This window comes from Lichenibacterium minor, assembly GCF_004137685.1.
Taxonomy (GTDB): Bacteria; Pseudomonadota; Alphaproteobacteria; order Rhizobiales; family Beijerinckiaceae; genus Lichenihabitans; species Lichenihabitans minor.
Genome location: NZ_QYBB01000028.1, coordinates 35,711 through 56,436 on the forward strand (window position 1 = coordinate 35,711; position 20,726 = coordinate 56,436).

Consider the following 20,726-nt stretch of genomic DNA (forward strand, 5'->3'; position numbering starts at 1 on the left):
CTTCCATAGCACCAAAATGGTGCATTTTGCACCTTCGGAATTCTGTTTCCACAGTCCAGAAACAGCAGCGACCGGCTCGCGGGGGAACGATCAATTTCAACCTGTTCCACGGTCAGCAGCGGCGGCACTGGCTGGTAGAAGCCAGTCCAAAACGACAGACTCCCCGACAATTATGAGGTGGGTACGAGCGCGCGATAACGCGACGTAAGCCAGTTCACTTACATCGGCTATAGCACGAGTAGCCGCCACTATAACTACAGCACGTTCCAACCCTTTAAAGTCCGTGATAGTGCTGCAAAGGACAGCAGCAGAGATCTGCTTGCGAAGCATGTCTCTTGTGCGGACGTCGGGAGCAAGCACAACGATGTCCGACGAACTGACGCATTCCACCCCGGTCAGCAGCTGCACCTGAGCCGTTATCTTCACTACTACTTCTTTGTCTGTGACCCGATGCAGCGCGATTGATACGCCGGGGGGACCATCCGCAATAATGGTATGCCCTTTGTAATGGTGAGTGGCTACAGCATGAATCGACTTTGTATTGCGCAAGTTCCTTGTGAGACGGATTGGGACCATTGACAACCCTTGGATCTGCGCGCTCAGCACTCCATACAGCTGCTGGTTGGTGTCGAAATACGCATGCAAACAAGCCTCGGGGTCCGGGAGCAGCAGCTCTTCGAGCGCGATCCACCAATGGTTTTTAAAATCCTGAGCCTCATCAACGATAATAGCTTTGAAACGAAGCCCTGGGTCCGCTTCGACGGCCTGCATTAACAGCTCCGCCGGATCAGCCCCAGAACGATCGGACGGTACGAATTTGCGCACGAGCTCATCGAAGGACAACACGGTAACAGCGCTATCTTGCATCCGCTGACGCAGATCCGCAGCAAGCGGCAGGCTGCGACATGTCAGAAGAGTACGCTTCCCGGCTTCGGTGAGCCTGCGAGCATCCTCACAAGCCACGATCGTCTTACCTGTCCCGGCTCCGCCGCCAACTGCCGCACGCGTGACCTCCGCAATGCTGTCGAGGATATAATACTGTTCTGGCGTCAGCGCCGCGATGGCCGCGTCGTCATCCTCGAGCCGGTAGGCCAGAGGTGTTCGCAGCATAAACGGCTTCGCTAGGACATTTTGCAGTGCTTGAAGCCCGGATAGCCCAGGTCCGTGCTCATCGTTACCCCCGGCTAGTCGCTCCTCGACCCAGGCGCGAAGCCTTGTCAAATCCGGACGGCAACAGAACAGCTCGCGCGGACGGTCCGCTCCCAGATCGCCAGGAGGAGATGCCACGTCAGGGAACACCACGCCGTGGCGGAAGCGCACGAATTGACGGGGCCAGTTGCGCTGCTCCCCGGCTTTGGCGAGGATCGCGTGCTTGGCCCTCATCGCCTGCGCAACAGGATTTTTTATGTTGTGAATCCTGCGATTTGCGTCCTCGCTGGTCCATCGGTCGGATCGGGGATCAAAGGTAATCCCGCCACCCTTAACCTCGATCGTCAGCACGCCGCGATCGGGATGAACTAAAACGAAGTCGCATTCACCGTCGCGCTCTCCGCCCGTCCGCGTCAGTCCAAGCCATGGCCGGCTGTAGAAAACCTGCCAGCCAGCTGGCAGTGCCCCCTCGAGCGCATCGAACACCCTCACCTCGGCACGGCGTAAGGGATCTGCTCGCAGCTGGTGTGACAGCTCGCGCGGCCACATTGTTGCGCCGGCCATCATGCGCTCCGCGTTACGAGATCGCAGAAGAACCCGACAGAGGGCTCATCCGGCAGTCCGACCAGCATGGCCCGGTCGAGGAAGCGATTAAAATGTTCACACGCTGTCTCCGGCGCCAGCACACAGGCGTGGCATGCCGCATGCGACATTGCTTCAGGGTTGGTCAACCGGCTGTCAATACAGAGAGGGTCTGACGAACACCAAGCCTGCGCCTGTACGGCTGCGATCACTGTTCTTCCAATCCGTTCCGAGTCTCCTTGCCGCTGAAGTCCGCCAAGTGTCCCGTCATCATCGCCGGTAGCGGTGTAGATGAGGACACCGGCCATCTCGTATTCACCTGTTTCTATATACAGTCGCTCACGCAAGGCGGTAGACGAATACCCACAATCCAGGGTCAGCTGACGCATCACGCTATGGGCGAAAGTATGAAGCAGGAGAAACCGAGGCGTGACTATCAAAGGTGGTGGAGTTTCTGCTTCCTGCCGACCGCGCCACTCCTGGAGAAAGCGCTCATTGAGCAGGCCTGCACGCGCTCTCACAGAGTCTAGCTTCTCCCATTTTTGCAGCCGCTCCTCGTCGAAGGCGAGAAAAATGCCTTCTCCCCGCACCTCGATCGCCGGCAGCCAGCTCAGTGGTGCCAGCGAAAGCCTAGCTATATTCGGCGCTGCCGTATCTCCCGCTGGATGAATGCGGGTAAAGCCGGTCATGGCACGCACCTCCCGCAGGCGTACGGCCTTCACGACGCGGGATATCCACTTTCGGATCTCGTCGGGAACCTGGCGAGGCCGTACTTCAAATTCCCGGTCGGGGCCACTGGTGGCTACTGCTACGTTTAGCTGCCGGTACTCTTCTCGCCGCAAATCGTCGAGTTCGATCGCGTTATGTGCCTGTAATCGCTGCTCGACTTCGATACTCAGCTGCTCGGGCGTGAGATCGAGTTCCGTCAGCACGTCCGAAAGGTGGGTTTCAAGAAGCCGGATGGTGTTCGCGCGTTGCTCGAAGGGCGAAGTGGCCACAATATCCCACATGACCCCCATTGCCTCCTGCAGTCTGTCTGACCACGGTGGAATGCTAAGCGCCGACTCGATGACAGGAAAATAGAGATTGGACGCGCCACGTTGCATGGTGCGAATGCTGTCAGGCGCCCCGCAGGTCTCGTCTCCATCCGCTAGCCAGGGTCGCTTACCCCGGCAGGCCGGCAAAATCCGTTGCCGTGTGCTGAAAACACCGTCCAGCGATCGGCGAGCCTTGCATTCGTCACAGCTTACAAAGATCCCTGAAAGTCCAGGCTCTTCGGAGCGCAAACGTAAGAAGCCGTTTCTGTTATTGCACTCCTCCCTGTGCTGCACCCAGAAATGCCATGGAAAATCATCCAAATGGCCGTGCTCACAGGCGGTGATGAAGCGCACCGGAACGACATATTGTTTGCCCAGCGCGGCACTTCGCTTACGCGAGCACTCAGTACACCAGCATGCCGCTTCGCCGGGATCGCCATTCCACTGGTTGACGTCGCCAATCCTGTCGCACCCGGGACATTGCAGCCAGCGCGGAAACCGCACGGCTACGAGTGATCGCTCCTTGTCCTGCTTATTGAGAGGATCCCGGACTGGCGGAAGTCGGAAGCCTTTCACATTAAGCTTTTTTTGTAGCCGCACCTCGAAGACGGTTTGCGGGTTGAGCATGCCAGCTGGTTTGAAATTGCGATCCCATTCTTCAAGGCTGCTTATGACCGCGGAAACGGCAGCTTCTTCAGTCCGAAAATCAACGACCGCGCCGGGACCAAACGTGCCGATAACCGCGCTGCGACGAAGCTCACCAATATCTTTAGCGGGCATTCTGGACTCCCTTGAGACCTTCCGTCAGACGGTAAGGCGTGACGGGCTCGACGTTGCGCATGCTGTTCGGTGTGGGCCACGCCTGTCCTGGACTGCGTCCGGCAGCCCGTTTCGCGGCGGCTTCCTCTGCGCCCTGAAGCAGCGAACCTTTACTGTGGGTCTTCCAATAGAACTCTGGTGCGAGGCGGATCCAACGATTCAACCGATCCAGGAGATCCTTCTTCACTTCTGTTTCAAGCGGATCGATGTCGCGAGCGCGCTGAGCCACCAGCTCGATCAGAGCCTCGGCCTGAATCCGGACCGCGTCATCAATAGCTGGCGCCGCAAGCATGCCCGGGATCCGGTGACGGATTATCGCAACGAGAACTGCGTGGAGCGCCCGATCCCGGGCACGTGAGGCAAAGGGCGTTACGCTGGTCGCTTCCACATCGCGATACAGCGTTGCGTGCCATGTCCGGAATGTCTCAAAATGTGACCGATCGCGCGGCTTTGCTGCGTTGAGTACAGGAACAACTAGGCCTGCGACCTTCCCGCGCCCAACGCGGCTTGTCGACTGGATGTACTCAGCCATTGTCTTCGGCTGACCGTTCACCAGCATCAGTCCGAGGCGCGGAATATCCACCCCGACGCTGAGCATGTTGGTCGCAAGCACCGCATCCAGGGCCATGCCGCTTGCTGCATCATAGTCGAGCTCCTTGAGAAGTTCTTTGATCTCATTTTGGGATCGCCGCGAGGTCAGCTCTTCGATCACCTCAGGTTCGCGGATTGTCTCCCCTCGTGCTCGGGAGACCTGATCCAGCGTGTCATGGACGTCATCCTGGAAGAGGACCAGAGCTCCTCCCAGTTCCCGTAGTGAGTTGAAGTAAGTAACAAGCGTCCAGTATGGATCTCGCTCCTTGTCCGGCAGGGCTGCAGCGGTCTGCAACAGAGAGGCCGCTACCGCCTGGAGCGTGAACTTGGCCGAACGTCCGGATGTGGTGACACCCACATAAAGGCGTCCCGGCTGGTCCTGGTCGATAACAGCAAACCCAGAGTCAGAACTGTTCAGGCCGGGCGGCGGAAACTGACAGATTTCTCGCGAAAATAGAGCTTTGACCTGCTCTGAGGCACGCCGGATTGTTGCGGTCGAGCCTATAATCTTCGGCTGCGTTCCGTCAGTCGAGAGAATGATATCGATGGCGCTCTCATAAAGGCCGGCGAGTGTGCCAAGTGGCCCTGCGATGAGATGCAGCTCGTCCTGTAAGATCAATTGCGGCTGCGCCCGGGTTCCGACACCGAACAGCTGGGCTGTACTTGGGCTGCGCACAATCTGCGCAAATTTGTCCACTGTGCCGATAATAAGCGTTGGCCGTTCGATGTAGATATCTTCATCGACGGTCCAGACAGGCAGTTGCGCTCCGAACAACAAGCAAGACTGATTCGAGCATTTAACGGTCACAGGATCGGCAGCAGCTTCCTGAGCGTACTGCAATCGCTTATGGCAGCAGGGACAGTCTGTCAGCTGATCGGGCCTTGACAGCATCGGGTCGGTTTTGCTGGCGAAAGCCAGTCTACGGTCGTTTGGCGTGGCATCGCCACCCACCCAGAGACCGATGGAGAACGGCACTGTTCCCAATTTGACCGGTTGCGGCGTCGCAACTTTCCCACGCCGGATCGCCTCGCAGGCAGCAATCATCGCACTTGCGCGGATAAACTGCTGTGTTGTCAGAAGTCGAAGGGTGTAGCGCATGATGGCAGCGACACCGGCCCCATCGTCGGGGTTCTTTCGCGAGACACGCCGGTGAAAGGCCACCAAAGCGATGAGGCCAAGATACGCCTCAGTTTTGCCGCCGCCTGTTGGGAACCATAGCAGGTCCATCACGTTGCGGTCGGGATGCTCGCCATCAATCGCTGATTCAAGGCTGAGTAAAAGAAAGCCGAGCTGAAAGGGACGCCATTGCAAAGCATTCCCCTTCCAGGTGCTTTGCGTGTGCATAGCGAGATTGGCCAGCCGGAACGAGAGCGCAGCATCAGGGTCAGTAGCTAACCGGGTTGCCCCCTTCTTCATCCGGACAAGTACATTGCCAGCCTGCCGTAAATGATTGTGTGCAGCTTTTCGATGCTCAGCATCGAGCCGGGTCGCAGCGGCGGTCTGTATTTCGATCCATTTTTGATACGCGTCACACAGCTCGCCGAGCGCTCCCAACAAAGCCACCGCCGGGGCCGATGCGAGCCATGACGCTGAAAGAGGTTTCACTCCATTCCTGCCGATGTCTTGGAACACAGGGTGTCCGGCGCTGCTTACAGCAGGCGTTTCCTGAGCCGGAAGCCAGGAAATCCGCAGCGCTTCGACCACGCAATCATCACCCGCACCGCGAAGGGTCCAGTCAGCGGAGCAGGTGTGGCCGGCGGCGTATTCACGGGCATGCCGGTAAAGCAATGCAGCAGAGGCGTCGTCATCGTCGACGACAGCACGCCGCGAGGGACGGGCTATAAAAATCGTCTTGCCTCCAGGTACCAGCTCCATGGTGACCTGGAACATGGTCAGCATTTCAGCGCGATTGCGATCCGGTTCCTCCATCTGACACGCGTTTACCAGTGTGATCGTCGCAAGCCGCCCGCCGCTGTAGTTCGCAGCACGCACGTTCAAGGCAAGACCGGGAAGCTCTGGAACATCGTCCAGCGACAGATATTTGAAGCCGGCTTCGAGCGTTGCGCGGACAGCCTTGGGCGTCTTCGGCACACGACGCCAGTGCCGGTCCTTTGGATCAGACTCGTCGCGCTGATACAGCGCAAAGCTGATCCGGACTTCGACTTCCGGCTCTGCACCATCCTCTGCCCTGACCGCGAACGAGAGGCCGGCGGTCGAGGGCCGCCGCATAGTTACCGCAGCGGGACGAGCCTGATCGTCCGTGTCCTCTCCCGTGCTTTCTCCGTCCCCGGCGACAGCGAGCCGCTCATCTTCCTCCGGCGCGAGCTCCGTGTTCGAAGGCCATAGAATTCCCGTCAGCCAGACATCGGACGGTCGCGCTTTCAGTTTTTCTTCCGGCTCCCTGGGACCGATCAAATCCTCGGTCAGACGCTGAACAACGAGCTCGCGTGCCGTGCCCGTCAAACTTACTGTTTCAACCATTACCGCCGAACCTTCCGCTGGAATACCCGATAAGCAGCGGCGCTATCACAAAGCCGCTGCTCCGCCATGGATCATGTAATGTTTCAAGTTCAACCTGATCAGTTGGAAGAACGATGCTGCGAAGGCCTAGCGACCGAATGTAAGGGAAGGTCCGTGCGGGAGGCCACCTCTTGGCAAACTGTGCAACCTCTTCGACCCCTCTCTTGAATTGAGGACTCATGACAGCAAGTCGCACATCATCTCCGTCGGTTAATTCGTATTCATAGTCGAGCGTTTGCTGCTGGCGCGCAATGAGCTGCTGCCGCAAGGGTTGCTGGCACCAAGAGTCTTGAGCTGCCTGCGCTGCCTCAACAGAAGCAAACGTTCGTTGGCCGACCAAGCCAGCTGCCTGCAGGTCCTTCGTGCGACCAATTTCAACCTGAAGATTTCCCTTCCGGGTGAAGCGGAACACACGCCCGCTGGCAGCGCTGCTGCTGAAATTAGGCGCGCTCTCGCCGACGCACAGGCGTTGCCGCGCACGCGTAGCGCCGACGAAAGCCACACGCGCCTCCTCGCCCGGGCTGTCGCACTCAGGATCTGGGGCGGGCATAAAAAGATGAACCTCATCCGCCTCGCGCCCCTTGCTGGCGTGCACAGTGCCGATAATGGGCCCGGCGTCGCCGAATTCTGCCGAGCAAAACAACATTGGAGGCGTGGATCGCCCTAATACATTGCGCAGCACACGCAGATCGATAGTTCTCGGATTAATCCCAGCAATTTCCTGGAGATGAGACCAAGCTTCCATTGCCGTAGAGGCATGAACCGCGATTGCGCCTTGTACTCTCGAATGCCAGCGTTGTTCAAATAAACTCCAGGAAATCTTAGTTCCCTCTGTGTAGTCCCAGAAAACAGCAGCAAGCCAGGGCAGGAGTCGGACTGGAAGTCCCGACATCCGCAGCCGGTGTTGCACGCCACCGTTGCGTGACGAACGGTCCAGCACCTCTGCCCTCCGACGCATCAGAACCAGAGTACGATCACTCATGCTTGTCAGATCCAAGTCGTTGAGGGACCCGGCCGGGGCATGAGCAAGACGGCTGATAGCTTGCCGGACATTTTCATACTGCTTTTGCGGGTGAGGATGGTTAGTCAGAAGACTTCTACGCACGTCGGTGAAAATCTGCCGAAGTCGCGGATCTCTGGTGCGATGCACACGCTTGAGCTCCCTTTCCTGAAAGCTTTTTGCCTTAAGCAATGCGAGGAGACTTGCCCCTGGAGACTGGTTGTTCTCGTCTTCGGTGAAAGAAAATATCGATTGGGCAGCATCAGCGAACACAGTGACACCGGCTCCAGGGGATAACTGATCGATGATATGACCGATGAATTCAGCCCGGATACCCAGCACATCCTGCGCTTCGTCGACGATCAGATGCTGTAAGGTCCCCAGGTACTCCGCCGCGTCTTCATCAGACAGCACGCGCTCCATGGCTGAGCGGATGTTGTCATTGTAATCCCCGGTCAAAGCCGCGGTCGGGGAAAAACCAGATTGTATTGCCCAGGCATGCGAGTCGAGAGTTGCGATACGGACAGATGCCGCATCCGCTGCCTCAGACAGACCCGCGGCAATCCGGTTCCTGAATTCCACAATGGCTGTGCGCGTAAAGCTCACAACCCAAATCCGGTTCGCGGGCACTCCGCCGTTGATCAGAGCTGCGATGCGCTGGCAGGCAGCGTGCGTCTTACCGGAACCTGGACCGGCACCGACGAGCACCCGGGCACTCACAGGCAGTCGGATTATCTCCTCCTGCGCGAGGTCAGGACCATCCTCCATCAACGATTGAAGCTCCGTTTGGGGCTCGATCTCTTCATCCAGACAGGGACCGTCGAGATCGATTGAGTTGTTTTTCAACGTCCAGAGGCGGCGGCGATATCGGACTGCTGGACCGTGCACCGTCTCATGAAGAGGGCGGTCAACCGTATCTATGATGCGGCGGCCCTTGCGGACGGTGACGCTCACGCTTGTCAATTTCCACCCTTCGCGTTTTGCAGGGCATGATAACATCGACTCGGCTATCGGCAAGCTGCAAACGGCAGACGGCAGACGAGCAAGGGTGACTAAGGTGTCATTAGCACAGGTTGGGACATCGTATCCTGAGGAACTTGTCGTCTATGCGGAGGAGCTTTGTCAGCAACGCCTTGCTGCCTATCGTACAGCGCCACACGATGCTGAGGAGCATGCCAATATTGAAACTTCAGTACTCGCCGGAGGGTATGCTTACCGACAAGTAGCCGAACTGATCCAAAATGCAGCAGACGCGATCGCAGACATCGGCGTGTCAGACGCTGGAAATCGCATTGTCGTCGAAGCGGATGAGCGCGGGCTATGGTGCGCTAACACCGGGCTGCCGCTGGATGCGTCGGGTGTGCGGGCTCTGCTCAACTCACATGCGTCGGGGAAACGGGCGGGACAAATCGGCCGCTTCGGCCTCGGCTTCAAATCGTTATTGCGCCTCGGCGGAACGATCGACGTATTCAGCCGTACTGTATGCTTACATTTCGATCCGGCTCGCAGCCGTTCGGCGATAAGATCCCATCTGGGCCTGCGTCCTGGAGCGCCGGCGCCCGGCCTTCGGCTGGCGGAGCCGGGCACGTGGGACGAAGAGATCACTACGGCGCCAGGCGCTGATCGCTTCCGTTGGGCAAGCACGGTCGTGTTCGCAGAGCTCAGAGCTCCGGGCGCCCGCAGCGCGGTCACCGCGGAGATCCAGGCGTTCCCATCAGAGTTCCTGCTCTTTCTGCCCTGCGACGTAGAGCTGGAATTGCGGACACCCGATTCAGTTCGCCGTCTCCGCCGCCTGACCTCAGCGGATGATACGGTTGTCATCGAAGATCTGGCAAACGAGCGCCGGGCGCCGCAGCAGTGGCGCGTGTTTGAGACAACCGTCGAGATCACGAGCCAGGAGGCCAAAGAAGATGCGACCGCGGTTCACTCCCGGGACAGCGTTCCCCTTATTTGGGCGGCTCCGATCGGTGGCGTACGTGAAGCAGGCCGTTTCTTCGCATTTTTCCCGACAACGACCGAAACGCGCACGCTCGGGATCCTCAATGCACCGTGGAAGCTGAACAGCGATCGCACGTCAGTTATACCCGGTGCCTGGAATGCAGCTCTCATGCAAAGCGCTGCCGAGCTTATCGTCGCGAACGTCTCTAAGCTGGCGACGCCGGACGATCCAGGCGCCGTGCTGGATGCCTTTCCACGTGATCTTATCACCGCAAACGAGCCCGCCGCGCCTCTGGTAAATGCGCTTTGGGCGCTGCTGGCCGAAAGACCAATTCTCCCAAATTGTGATCAGGAAGCAGTTCACCCAGCCCGTCTCTGGCGCGCACCACTCGAAAACCCTGAGTTAATCGCAGCCTGGAGTCAGCTTGCTTCCCCGGAGGCTTGCGAGTCGTTTCTCCATCCGACCTGCACTGCCACGACGGCTCGCACTGGCCGCCTTCGCCAGCTGGCGGAGCGGCTGAGCCCGGGCGGGCAGTCTTCCGACGACTTCCCGAGGCTGCGCACTGCCGCGGCGCTCGAATGGCTGCAACAAATCGCCACTGCGGATCCGGGAAGTGCGCCTGACGCCCTGCGTTTTGCCGACCGTTATGCTGCAACCGTAACAGGCTGGTCCTGGGATCAAGTGCGCGACAGCATCCGTTTGATACTGACCGCCACCGGAAGCTTGGTCGCGGCGCCAGAGGCGACCCTGGCTGGAGAGGCCGATCCGCCCTTGCAGCCAGTCCACCCGGTTCTCCGGAGCCCTGCCGACCTGACGAACATCCTGCGACATCGCTTTCACCTGCAGAATGGAGAAGATACGGATTGGGAGCGGCTGCTGATCGCTTGGCTTGAACGTGCCAGCCATCATGAAGACGCCTGGGCTGAAGTCTGGAAAATCCTGCGGCGTATGACATGGGACGAATTCACCGTTCAGGCTGGGCGCCATACTATCTTCGTGCGCACACTAGCTGGCTGGCATCCAGCGGATGAGGTCATAGTTCCCGGTGCACTAATTACGATCGAAGACGTCAAGGATGTCGCCGACCAGGATAGGCGGGAGCAGCTCAAGAGGATGCTGCTGGATACAGACTTCCATGCAAGCGATACATCGTTCCTCGTAGAACTCGATATTACTGAGTTTCCCGCACTGCGTTGGTCGACTGCGTATCAGCCCGAAACCGGATCGCTCGCAGATCACTGGCTTCGTGATTGGGAGAAAGCCTCGGGATCAGCCTATCACGAATCCTTGAAGCGTCGTCCTGACCGGCAGCTTCTCGGCCCGGAGGATTATCGTCTTCCCGCATCGTGGCAGCTTCTACTGCTCTCCCCCGATCGATGCCGTCCACGCGTTACAGCCCGGTTTCTCCGAACGCTTGCGGAAAGTGCACTGTCTGACTTCGCACCCGTCCTCTTCCGGCACTGCAGTCGTCCCCAGACCTGGGCGACAATGGCCTTCTGTCATCCATTCATTGCTCTGTTGAAGAAAGGGGGAGTACTTACTAATTCACATGAGCGGATAGCGATCGCCGACGTGCTGAGTCCCGAGACAACCAGTATCTTCAGTCTTATTCCCTCCCTGTCGGAACATATGGTAGGTTTGACCGCTCTCTACACCGCCTTCTCCGTCTTTCCGCCTACAGAAATCAGAGCTCCGTGGTCTGCCTGCCTGAGATACGCAGGCGGGGAAGACATTGAACCGCAGACCCTGGCTGCTTTTTTCGAAGCTGCAGCAAAGGAAGACAGGGTCCCCCGCCACGTTTGTACGCCCGACGGACCTCTCCTGATTTCGGAGGTTCGTATGACCGGATCACATCACGAGATCGCGTTGGCCCGAAGCGCCGGTATCACTGCGCTATGTCTCTCGTCTGCAGCGTCCACTCTATGGATGGCAGCCGGAGCACGTTCCCTGGACAAAGAGGCAACGCTCGACTGGGTTTCTGAGTCAGATGAGAACCCTACTGTGCTGCTGTTGGATCTTGAACCGTCGCTGCGTGACGTTCTGAAACTTGGCGTAGCTGGCACAGCTTCTGCTGTGATGCCAGCGCTGATGGAGCGCGCAATTGGTGGCCATCGCAGCGCCGTAGACTGGACAGTCGAGAAAGGTCACTTGCTGATCGCTCAGAATGCGATGAGCGAAAATCCCTGGCCAGTGCGCGTGCGTATTCTGATCGAAGCGGCGAAGGCATGCGGCTGGATCGATGACGATAATGCGCTCGATAAGATTCTGACGTCGGGTGTCTCAGCCCGCCGCCGCTTAGTTGCAGCGGAGCCAAGCCTGCCGGCCCGACTGCTGAGAGCCACCGGCGGCAGCCAGGCGCTTCTGTCGCTTTATGAAGACGACGTTCGAGAAATGCTCAGGGCTGACCCTGACCGCATGGCCCGGGTGACGCTAACGCTGTATGGCCCTTCTCTTCTGACATTGCCTATGGTGAGGCACGCAATGCAGGAGCAGGGACTCGAGCCGCCAGAGAGGTGGGGAACTGACGCAGCTGCCGACTACATCGCAGCAATTGGCTTCCCACCAGAATACGCCATCTCACCGGCAGAGCGCCGGGAAGCTGAGCTGGCGATCTCCGGGCCTCTTCCGCTCAAACCGCTGCACGATTTTCAGGCGGAGGTCGTCGCCAGTCTCAAGCTGCTTATCGGAGACAGCGAGAGCCGCCGGCGCCGCGCGGTCATCAGTCTTCCGACAGGCGCCGGAAAGACGCGGGTTGCTGCCGAGACAGCAGTCCGGGAAATCCTCTCGCCACAGAGTGCTAACCGGCTTGTACTATGGATCGCGCAATCCGACGAATTATGCGAGCAGGCAGTTCAGTGTTTCAGGGAGCTCTGGTCCAATATCGGTGCTTCGGGTGAAACTCTGCGCCTGATCCGGTTCTGGGGCGGCCAGATCAACCCGAGTCCGGCATCCCGTGGTGAGCCCGCAGTCATTGTGGCCTCCATTCAGACGCTTACATCACGGATGAATGACCCCGCCCTCAGCTGGGCAAGCCGCCCAGGCCTCATTGTCATTGATGAGTGCCATCATGCACTGACCCCTGCGTACTCTGTGATGCTGCGCTGGCTCAGCCCGGATGCCATGCACGATGATCGGGAGCCCCCAATAGTAGGCCTCAGCGCGACGCCCTTCCGAGGCCGAAGCGAAGAAGAGACTAAACTACTCGCCAGTCGCTTTGATAACCGGCTGCTTCCGGGGCAGCAGGCTGAGCTTTTCGGATTACTGCAAAGCCGGGGAGTATTGGCGGAATTTTCTTATACTGCGCTGGTCATGAATGAACGTTTCCTACTTAGCAGTGAGGAGGAAAAACATCTCGAAAAGTTCAATCAGCTGAATGAGACTGCGCTCCGGCGCCTCGGAGAAAATGCGCAGCGGAATGATCGCATTCTTGACGCGATAGCCGCGTTGAAACGTAAATCTACACTGGCCTTTGCGACGTCTGTCGAGCACGCCCATCGCCTTGCGGCGCGTCTAAACGTCATGGGCATTTCAGCTGCGACAATAACCGGAGAAACAGACCGCGCTTCACGCCGCTGGTTCATCCAGGCCTTTCAGCGCGGAGAAGTCAGCGTGTTGTGTAACCATTCGGCGCTGACTACCGGCTTTGATGCTCCGGCGACGGATCTGATTGTTATTGCCCGACCGGTTTTCAGCCCTGCTCTTTACATGCAGATGGTCGGGCGTGGTCTCCGGGGTCCGGCGAACGGCGGAAAGGAAACCTGCCACATTATTACCGTGCAGGATAACCTTGATGCATACACGGGAAAGCTCGCCCACAACTACTTCGAGCAGTACTATGTTCCGCCGGGAGCAGTAAGTCGCGAGGCATCCTGATCATGCTATAGCCAGTCCGCAGCTTCCCGGTCGCTCCGCAGGCGTGCCCTGTGGGCCGGGCTCTTAGCGCAAGCGCCCGGAGCCGCCAGTGGCGTCTCCGCCCTGCCGGGTAACGATCCCTCACGCATCTTCGTGCCGGCCGCCGACGCGGCCGCGCTCCTAGGGGACGCCGCCCCTGGCGCGCGCAAGGCATCCAGACCCGCGCCGCCGCATCCACCCGTCTCCCGCAAGCGGGTCCCTCGGGCGGAGCCTCGGCGTCGTGCGTCGGGAGCCTCCTTGCGCTTGCCTCCCCGCTCTCGCCGAGGGGCAAGGGTTCAGGACGGGGCCTGAACCCGCCCTTCAACCCCACAGGGAGACGGGACCATGAGCAAGGATCGCTTCGACATCCATCAGCATATCACCGACCAGATCGTGGCGGCCATCGAGCGCGGCGCCGGCGACTTTCAAATGCCCTGGCATCGGTCCGCCGGGAGCATCATGCGACCGGTCAATGGTATCCGTGCGGCGAGGGCCGCCTTGTGAGAGAGGGGTCGGGCGAGGAAAAGTGACCGTATGGACAGCCATAAGGTCAGTGACTTGCCAGAGCGCCTCACCGTCGTCGAACTCGGCCGCCGCCGTCGCTGGTCGGAGGAAGAGAAGCTCCGGATCGTCCTGGAGAGCCTTGAAGCGCCGCGGCTGGTATCGGCTGTGGCGCGACGGCATGGGATGGCGGCGGGGCGCCTGCACGGGGACGACACCACCGTGCCGGTGCTGGCCAAGGGCAAAACGAGCACGGGCCGCGTGTGGGTCTACGTGCGCGACGACCGTCCCTTCGGCGGCGCCGATCCCCCGGCGGCCCTGTTCCACTTCTCACCGGACCGGCGCGGCGAGCACCCGCAGGTGCACCTCGCAGGCTGGGCCGGGGTGCTGCAGGCCGACGCCTACGGGGGATACGGCAAGCTGTACGGGGGCGAGCGCAAGCCGGCGCCGATCATCGAGGCCGCGTGCTGGGCCCACGCGCGGAGGAAGTTCTTCGAGCTGGCCGACATCGAGGGCGCGGCGCGTCAGAGAGCCCACAAGAAGGTGGCGATGATCGCGCCCTTGGCGCTCGAAGCCGTGCGGCGCATGGACGAGCTGTTCGCCATCGAGCGCGAGGTGAGCGGCCGTTCCGCGGCCGAGCGGCTGGCGGTGCGCAGCCTGCGCTCCGCGCCTATCATGACAGCCCTGGAAGACTGGATGCGCGCCGAGCGCGCCCGCCTTCCGGGCGCCGCCCCGGTAGCCAAGGCGATGAACTACATGCTCGACCGCTGGCCGTCCTTCGCCCGTTTCCTCGACGACGGGCGTGTGTGCATGACGAACAACGCGGCGGAACGGGCGCTGCGCGGCCTGGCCCTGGGCCGCAAGGCGTGGCTCTTCGCCGGCTCGAACCGGGGCGGCCAAAGAGCGGCGTTCTTCAACAGCCTGATCGTGACGGCGAAGCTGAACGACGTCGACCCTCAGGCTTGGCTGGCGGACGTGCTCGGCCGCATCGCGTCCCACCCGGCCCAGCGCCTCGGCGAGCTGCTGCCGTGGAACTGGCAACCCATCCCGGCCGAAACACCAAGCCTCGACGCCGCGGCCTGATCCGGGCGTTCGCAAGCCGGCCCGCCGATGGACTGGCCGCCATCATGCCTCGCAGGAAACCGCAAGAGCCGATCCCGCGTCCCTCGGCGTAGGGGTACCAGCATCCCACCCCGCGGCTTGCAGGAGCGGCACGACGAATCGTCGACAGGTGTCCGCTTCGTTCAACATGAGGATGTTGATAGCCGCGAACCACGGGTGGGGGAAGGTGGAGACGACCGCTCGGGTGCAAGGGAGCGACAAGGCGGACGAACGCCACCATTCTGTCTCCAGAAAGGTACCGAGGGCAGGTCCGAGGTGCTCGCCGGCGCATCGATCTTTCGAGACCTCCGCCGCGTGGCCCCGTTCTCGGTCTACTCCAGACGTCACATCTTCGAAGCCGGCTTTTCAGCTGCCGACTTCTGATGACGAATTCCACTGCTCGCCGACGCGCCGACCTGGTCGGGTATCTTGTACATCCCGTGCACGCGCTCGGAGTTGGTCCGCGCCAGCACCAAACCAGATGTGTCGATGGGGATGATCAGACGATCGATGGCGAGCTTCAGTATTCCGAGCAGCCGACCATGGTCGTACGCCGCAATTTCGGAGCGACGGCCGGCGCCCTCATGACCGCAGATCTCTTCCACGTGGTTCTCGGGGACGCCAGCGTCCAGAAGGCGCGAGATCACCGTGTGCCGGACCGAGTGGAAATCGAGCTTGGGATCGTCCACGCCGTGGAAGCGCCGGAACAGCAGGAACCACTTTCCGAACGGATCGCCATGCCGCGCGATCTCCGAGTGCGACACTGCCTCGGGAAACAGGGCGCTCTCGGGCCGGCGCCCCTCAACCCTAGCCTCGATGAACCCGAGTTCCAGTAGGGCTTTATGAATCGGAATGTGCCGAGGCGAGCCGACGTCCTTAAGGAGCGGCACGATTTCTTCGTCGAGCAGGTCGAAGTACCAGATACCGTCCTTCTGTTTGACGTGGCGCACCTTGAGCACGACAGGCTCCTCGCGCCGCATCCCATGCAGCAGCCCGATCAGCGTGATCCAGTAGCGGTGATCGGGGACGACGAGGGTGCCCCTCGTTTTCCAGTCACGCGCAGAGCGAGCGCCGAGGAAGGTGGGCGATGCCAGCAGGGTCGCGATCTCGTCCTCTTCGAACTTGCGGCGAAGCTCAAGCCGCAGACGTCGGCCGATGCGGTTTTTCTGGACCTTGATGAACGAGCCCGTGAAGATCGACGGGCTGCCGCTCGGCAGCGCGTCTCCCTTGCCAGCAGCCCACTTCCAGAACTCATTGAGGCGGCTCAGGTGCTTGTTGAACGTCTTCGGCGACATGCGTGCGCAGTCGGCCAGCTTGGCAAGCTCGAACAATGCGAGCGTGCCCTGGCTATCGAAAACGGATCGCCACTGTTTGTTATGATAGTAGTCGTCCGGCAATCCGCGAAGCACTCTGCGGAAATGCTCGACGTTCGTGGTGCGATAGGCGGAGATAGGCTGCTCGCCCTCGCTCTGAAGCCAAAGCTTCAGGGTCGAGCGGGCGGCAACCTTCTCGGCGTTTTTCCACTCGCCTCCGTCGATTTTGGAGTCGCAGAAGGCGTCCCATAGCTCCCGGATCGGCAGCCTGCTTTCCAGGGCCTTCTGTGGCTCCGATGAGGACGGGCCGAGCGCCTGTCGTGGCTGTACCGCGTCGAGGACCCGATCAGGCAAGGGCAAGCCCAGGTCCGCTGCATCGCGATGATCGAGGAGGTTCGGGAAATTGCGCAGGATCGCCCGTCGGACGAGCTTGGCGGCCGGCGAACCGGCCGCGACGTCGAAGCCCATGTCTCGAGCGAGCGCTTGGACGAGGCCGTCCAACTTGGGATCGGAGATCAATCCCGCCGCCGCGCGCACGGCCGCGGACTTCGCCGCGTCTCGACCCGTCATACCCACGAAGCGAAAAAGGCCGTCCATCTCGGCGGTGACCTCGGGTCCCATCGTACGGGCTTCGTCGGCGCTGAAGGCGCCGCTCAGACCGTCGTTGAGGGCAATCCTGGCCTCGTAGTCCAGGGCCGAGCGACTCATCCAGGCCCGGACGCGCCGCTCGATTTCGGCGTAGGATGCACCCTGGTCGGCCGCCTCCATAATGCTGTCGAGCCCTGTCCTGATGGTCCTGGCCGCTCGGATAGCGGAGTCGAAACGCCCGGTCCTGAGCGAGACCGTCATCTCGCTCTTCCCGACCGCCTTACGCAAGGGGTCGGGGATCCGGACGCGGAAGTGGTAGGTGCCGCCACGCAGGCGGAGGTAGCTGCCGAAGGACACGGAATGCTCCTGTGGACCAGTGTGTGGACCACAGCCAGGGCTCGGGTATCTCGCTTTCTGCCAACTTGTTGATTTCTCTGATGACTTGGTCATCTTGGCTTGGGGTCCAGGTCCCCCAGCCACTTCGATCTTCCTTTTTCCTAAGCCGCTGATTTTCCGATACGCTGGTCGCCATGCCGCTTGGCTGAGGGCGTCCAGGTCCACCGGCATGGTCCACCACCCGGGCGCGGGTTGCATCCCGCCATGCCATTCACCCATGCGCGCCGCCGTGGCGCGACCGTGCTGTTCCGTCGTAAGATCCCGGTCGATTTGCGCGATCGATTCGGTTCGCACGAGATCGTCCGTTCGATCGGGCGCGCCACGCCCGGTGAGGCGCGACGCATCGTGCACCGGCTATGGTCGCAGACGGAGTTGGTGTTCATGCGCGTCCGCAGCGAGCAGGCCCTGACCCGAGGCGAGATCGCGAAGGTCGTCGCCGCGGCGGTGGACGCCTTCCAGGACGACATCGAGATCGCCATCGCCGACGTGATCCCCGGAGTGCCCCTCTCCGGCTTGGACGAGCCGGTGGACCGGGCCGACCGACTGCGCGGCGAGGCGGCGCTCTATGGCAGCATGCTCGACCGCAACGATGTCGTCGTCCAGAGAGACAACGTGAGCGTGCTGGCGCAGGAGGTGGTCGGCAAGGACGTTCAGGCTGGCAGCAACGACGAGCGTCGCCTCTGCCGTGCGGTGACTGAAGGTCTGCAAGCAGCAGCAGGGCCAGTTGCCGCCGTGTTCGACCGCCTCGCGCGGTTTCGCCCTGCTACATCAGCCGTTCGGTTGATCGATGAGGCCGAATACGAGGCGACGCCCGAGGTGCTCACGGCGATGCGGGCCGCGAAGGTCGGAGACGACGTATCGGTGCTGATCGACCAGTTGAGGCCCGTGACTACCGACGTTCCGGTCGCGACGCCAACATCGTCCGTCGGTACAAGTCCTCTGTTGCGCAACGCCGATGAGCTGATGTCGGCGCTCTGGCCCAGGTTCGCCTCCCACAAGGTCTTGATGGAGGAATGGAAGCGGACCGAAGCGGACGCGACGAAGACGACGCTCAAGCACTGGCTTGAGTGCTGCGGGGACAAGAAGCCCGGCGACTACACGACCGAGGACGTTTCTGCGTTCCACGCGATAATAAAGGAATTGCCGAGCAACTACTATCACAATTCCGCGTACCGCAGCGTCTACGAGGCGAACGGAGTTCGCGCTGTCGTCGCGATGAGCAAGGGGCACGTTGTCGATCGCATGTCGAACAAGACCTGGAATAGTCACAATTCGACGCTGAACGGCTTCTTTCTCTGGTGCGCTGGCAAGGGCGCGGCTTTGCCGAAAGGCACCGAGTCTGTTTGCGCCGGTGAGTTCGTCTGCATACCCAAGAAGGCGGTTCGGCGCCAAGATGACCCCTCGCGCATCATCTACGAGGATCGCCAGATCCGGACTCTGTTCTCGGCTCCCAAATATACGGGTGCGAAGTCCGGCCACTACTGGAGGCAGACCGGGCCATTGGTCACCAGGGATCACCGTTACTGGCTGCCCCTGATCGGCGCTCTGCACGGTGCCCGGCGCGAGGAGCCGACGCTTCTCAAGGTCAAGCACGTTCGACTTACCGCTGGTGGAGTTGCCTATTTCAATTGGACGGCGCCGGAACTTTACAAGGGACTTAAGGATGTAGGCAGTCCGCGCGACGTGCCCCTCCATCGCGACCTGCTGCGGCTCGGCTTCATGGATGCGCGTGTACACGGACGAGATCCGGAAGCGCCACTGTTCCCGGATGCCGTTTCGTATGGGGCGATGGAGCGGAATGCCGAGCCGTTCGGCTCGTGGTTCGGCCTCTTCCGCAAGCACTGCGGCGTCGTCGACCCACGTCTGGATTTTCATTCGTGGAGGCATACCGCGGAGACACTCCTTCTACGAGCAGGCGTGCCGCAGAGCCACGTCGAAGAGATCGTCGGTCACGAGAGCGAAGGCAGGCGCTCCGCGATGAGTGCGGTTTACAACCACGGCATGTCCGTCGAGCTTCTGAAGATATCGATTGACAGGCTCAGTCTGCCGATTGATGTTGAGGCCCTGATCGAAGCCGTGAGGCGATCCGACGCCGTCGACCGGTCGGCCGCTTGGCCCGACCTGTCCGACCCGAAGATCAGGCCGAAGCCGAAGGCTTCGAGGCGAAGCGTCTGATACCAAACGTGAAAAGTCCTGACCCCTTTTCCGCCGGTTCACACAGTGAGCGGACGGGTCAGGACTTCCCTCGCTTGGTATGATACAGTAGAAGAGCGATATTGATTTATATGTTGGTCGATGCACAAAGTGCATCGACCGCGCGAGCTCCGATCCTGCTCCGATCAGTAGTGTCGTGACCTCCGCTGCTGTCTATCCTGCACGGACAGCATCGTTACTCTGAAGCAACGATAGAACTACGCTCGGCTGCGGCATATTTCGAGGCAGAGTCGTCGACCGACCCGGATGCTTGCAGGGGCGGGAGGGTCCCCAGCTAACACCCAGCACCCCCGCTCGCCCTCTGACACCCGCACGACGCGCACAGCGCCGCTCACACCGATGTGCTACACATAGCAGGTTGCCGCCGAGACGCGATGACATGACCGCGACGTCGGTCAGCAGGGCGAACGTTTCCACAGCCTCGTTCGAAGGTGGCGTTTTAGGTGAGGTTCTGACACCGCTCGTCGGCTTCGCCGCCCCGGCCGCTTGTCGACCCACGGACGAACCCGCTCTCGCGGGAGGGCTTCCTGAGAGGTTGGGCACAACTGGAGATCAGCGCGAGCGCTTGAACGGGTTCCGCCAGCCTCGGAGCATGAGGGTCCATCCCTCATCTCGCGAGGATCACGCGATGTCCCAGCAACAAGCCTCCACCCCGGTCAGCCCGCTCCGCCGCCGCATGCTCGACGACATGGCCATGCGCGGCCTGCACGAGGACACCCAGCGCAACTACATCATGTCCGTGCGGAACTTCGCGGCCTTCCTGGGCCGCTCGCCCGAGACCGCCACGCCCGAGGACGTCCGGCGCTTCCAGATCCACCAGGCCGACAGCGGGGTGCAGCCGTCCACGGTCAACAACGCAGTGTCGGGGTTACGCTTTCTGTTCAACGTCACGCTGGACCGGCCGGACCTGTCGCGACGCCGTACGCGTCCGGTCAGCACCGCAGGTCAGGGCTGCCGCGTGAGGGCGGTGCCGCCGAGCGCGTCAGGCCGCCTGGGCCAGGACTGCACCGGGTCGGCTGGCCTTCCAGTTCCAGGGCAGCAGCTCGTCGAGGCGCTTCGCGGGGTGGTCCGGCAGGCGGGCAAG

General features: G+C 60.9%; 9 protein-coding genes and 1 pseudogene. 5 read left to right on the forward strand and 5 right to left on the reverse strand.

All coding sequences use genetic code 11. The features are described 5' to 3' along the window. Positions 1 to 96 precede the first annotated feature (96 nt). Genes D3273_RS19680 through D3273_RS19695 form a run of 4 tightly spaced genes read right to left on the reverse strand, consistent with a single transcriptional unit; the run spans position 97 to position 8,653 of the window. Positions 97 to 1,716: an NERD domain-containing protein gene (locus D3273_RS19680; protein ID WP_129228597.1), complete on the reverse strand. Its 1,620-nt coding sequence runs from the start codon at positions 1,714 to 1,716 to the stop codon at positions 97 to 99. Then, entirely contained in the window at positions 1,713 to 3,548 is a 1,836-nt protein-coding gene (gene drmB / locus D3273_RS19685; RefSeq protein ID WP_129228598.1) for a DUF1998 domain-containing protein, read from the reverse strand. The genes D3273_RS19680 and drmB overlap by 4 nt, the downstream gene beginning before the upstream one ends. Continuing rightward, positions 3,538 to 6,660, reverse strand: a complete 3,123-nt coding sequence (locus tag D3273_RS19690) for a helicase-related protein (RefSeq protein WP_129228599.1) — start codon at positions 6,658 to 6,660, stop codon at positions 3,538 to 3,540. The genes drmB and D3273_RS19690 overlap by 11 nt, the downstream gene beginning before the upstream one ends. Further along, on the reverse strand, positions 6,653 to 8,653 hold the full coding sequence (locus D3273_RS19695; protein ID WP_165359574.1) for a UvrD-helicase domain-containing protein: 2,001 nt from the start codon (positions 8,651 to 8,653) through the stop codon (positions 6,653 to 6,655). The genes D3273_RS19690 and D3273_RS19695 overlap by 8 nt, the downstream gene beginning before the upstream one ends. Here D3273_RS19695 and D3273_RS19700 point away from each other — a divergent pair. The 3 genes from D3273_RS19700 to tnpC all read left to right on the forward strand — a co-directional run bounded on the left by D3273_RS19700 (position 8,643) and on the right by tnpC (position 15,113). Further along, on the forward strand, positions 8,643 to 13,511 hold the full coding sequence (locus D3273_RS19700) for a DEAD/DEAH box helicase (protein ID WP_245501292.1): 4,869 nt from the start codon (positions 8,643 to 8,645) through the stop codon (positions 13,509 to 13,511). The two genes, D3273_RS19695 and D3273_RS19700, sit on opposite strands and share 11 nt — an antisense overlap. A 363-nt stretch (positions 13,512 to 13,874) precedes the next feature. Then, positions 13,875 to 14,033, forward strand: a complete 159-nt coding sequence (locus D3273_RS19705; protein ID WP_129228602.1) for an ArdC-like ssDNA-binding domain-containing protein — start codon at positions 13,875 to 13,877, stop codon at positions 14,031 to 14,033. Between the two features lie 30 nt (positions 14,034 to 14,063). After that, complete coding sequence (gene tnpC / locus D3273_RS19710; protein ID WP_129228603.1) at positions 14,064 to 15,113, forward strand: IS66 family transposase; 1,050 nt, start codon at positions 14,064 to 14,066, stop codon at positions 15,111 to 15,113. A 362-nt stretch (positions 15,114 to 15,475) separates the two neighbouring features. Here tnpC and D3273_RS19715 read toward each other — a convergent pair whose 3' ends face one another. Beyond that, the gene (locus D3273_RS19715; RefSeq protein ID WP_165359577.1) at positions 15,476 to 17,389 is read right to left on the reverse strand and encodes a site-specific integrase; all 1,914 of its coding nucleotides are present in this window, start codon (positions 17,387 to 17,389) and stop codon (positions 15,476 to 15,478) included. Between the two features lie 243 nt (positions 17,390 to 17,632). Here D3273_RS19715 and D3273_RS19720 point away from each other — a divergent pair, with 243 nt between their 5' ends. Together D3273_RS19720 and D3273_RS29320 are read left to right on the forward strand one after the other, a co-directional pair. After that, the gene (locus tag D3273_RS19720) at positions 17,633 to 19,603 is read left to right on the forward strand and encodes a DUF6538 domain-containing protein (protein ID WP_129228605.1); all 1,971 of its coding nucleotides are present in this window, start codon (positions 17,633 to 17,635) and stop codon (positions 19,601 to 19,603) included. Between the two features lie 715 nt (positions 19,604 to 20,318). Next, positions 20,319 to 20,534, forward strand: a pseudogene (locus tag D3273_RS29320) (site-specific integrase); the annotation flags it as partial. Between the last annotated feature and the right edge of the window lie 192 nt (positions 20,535 to 20,726).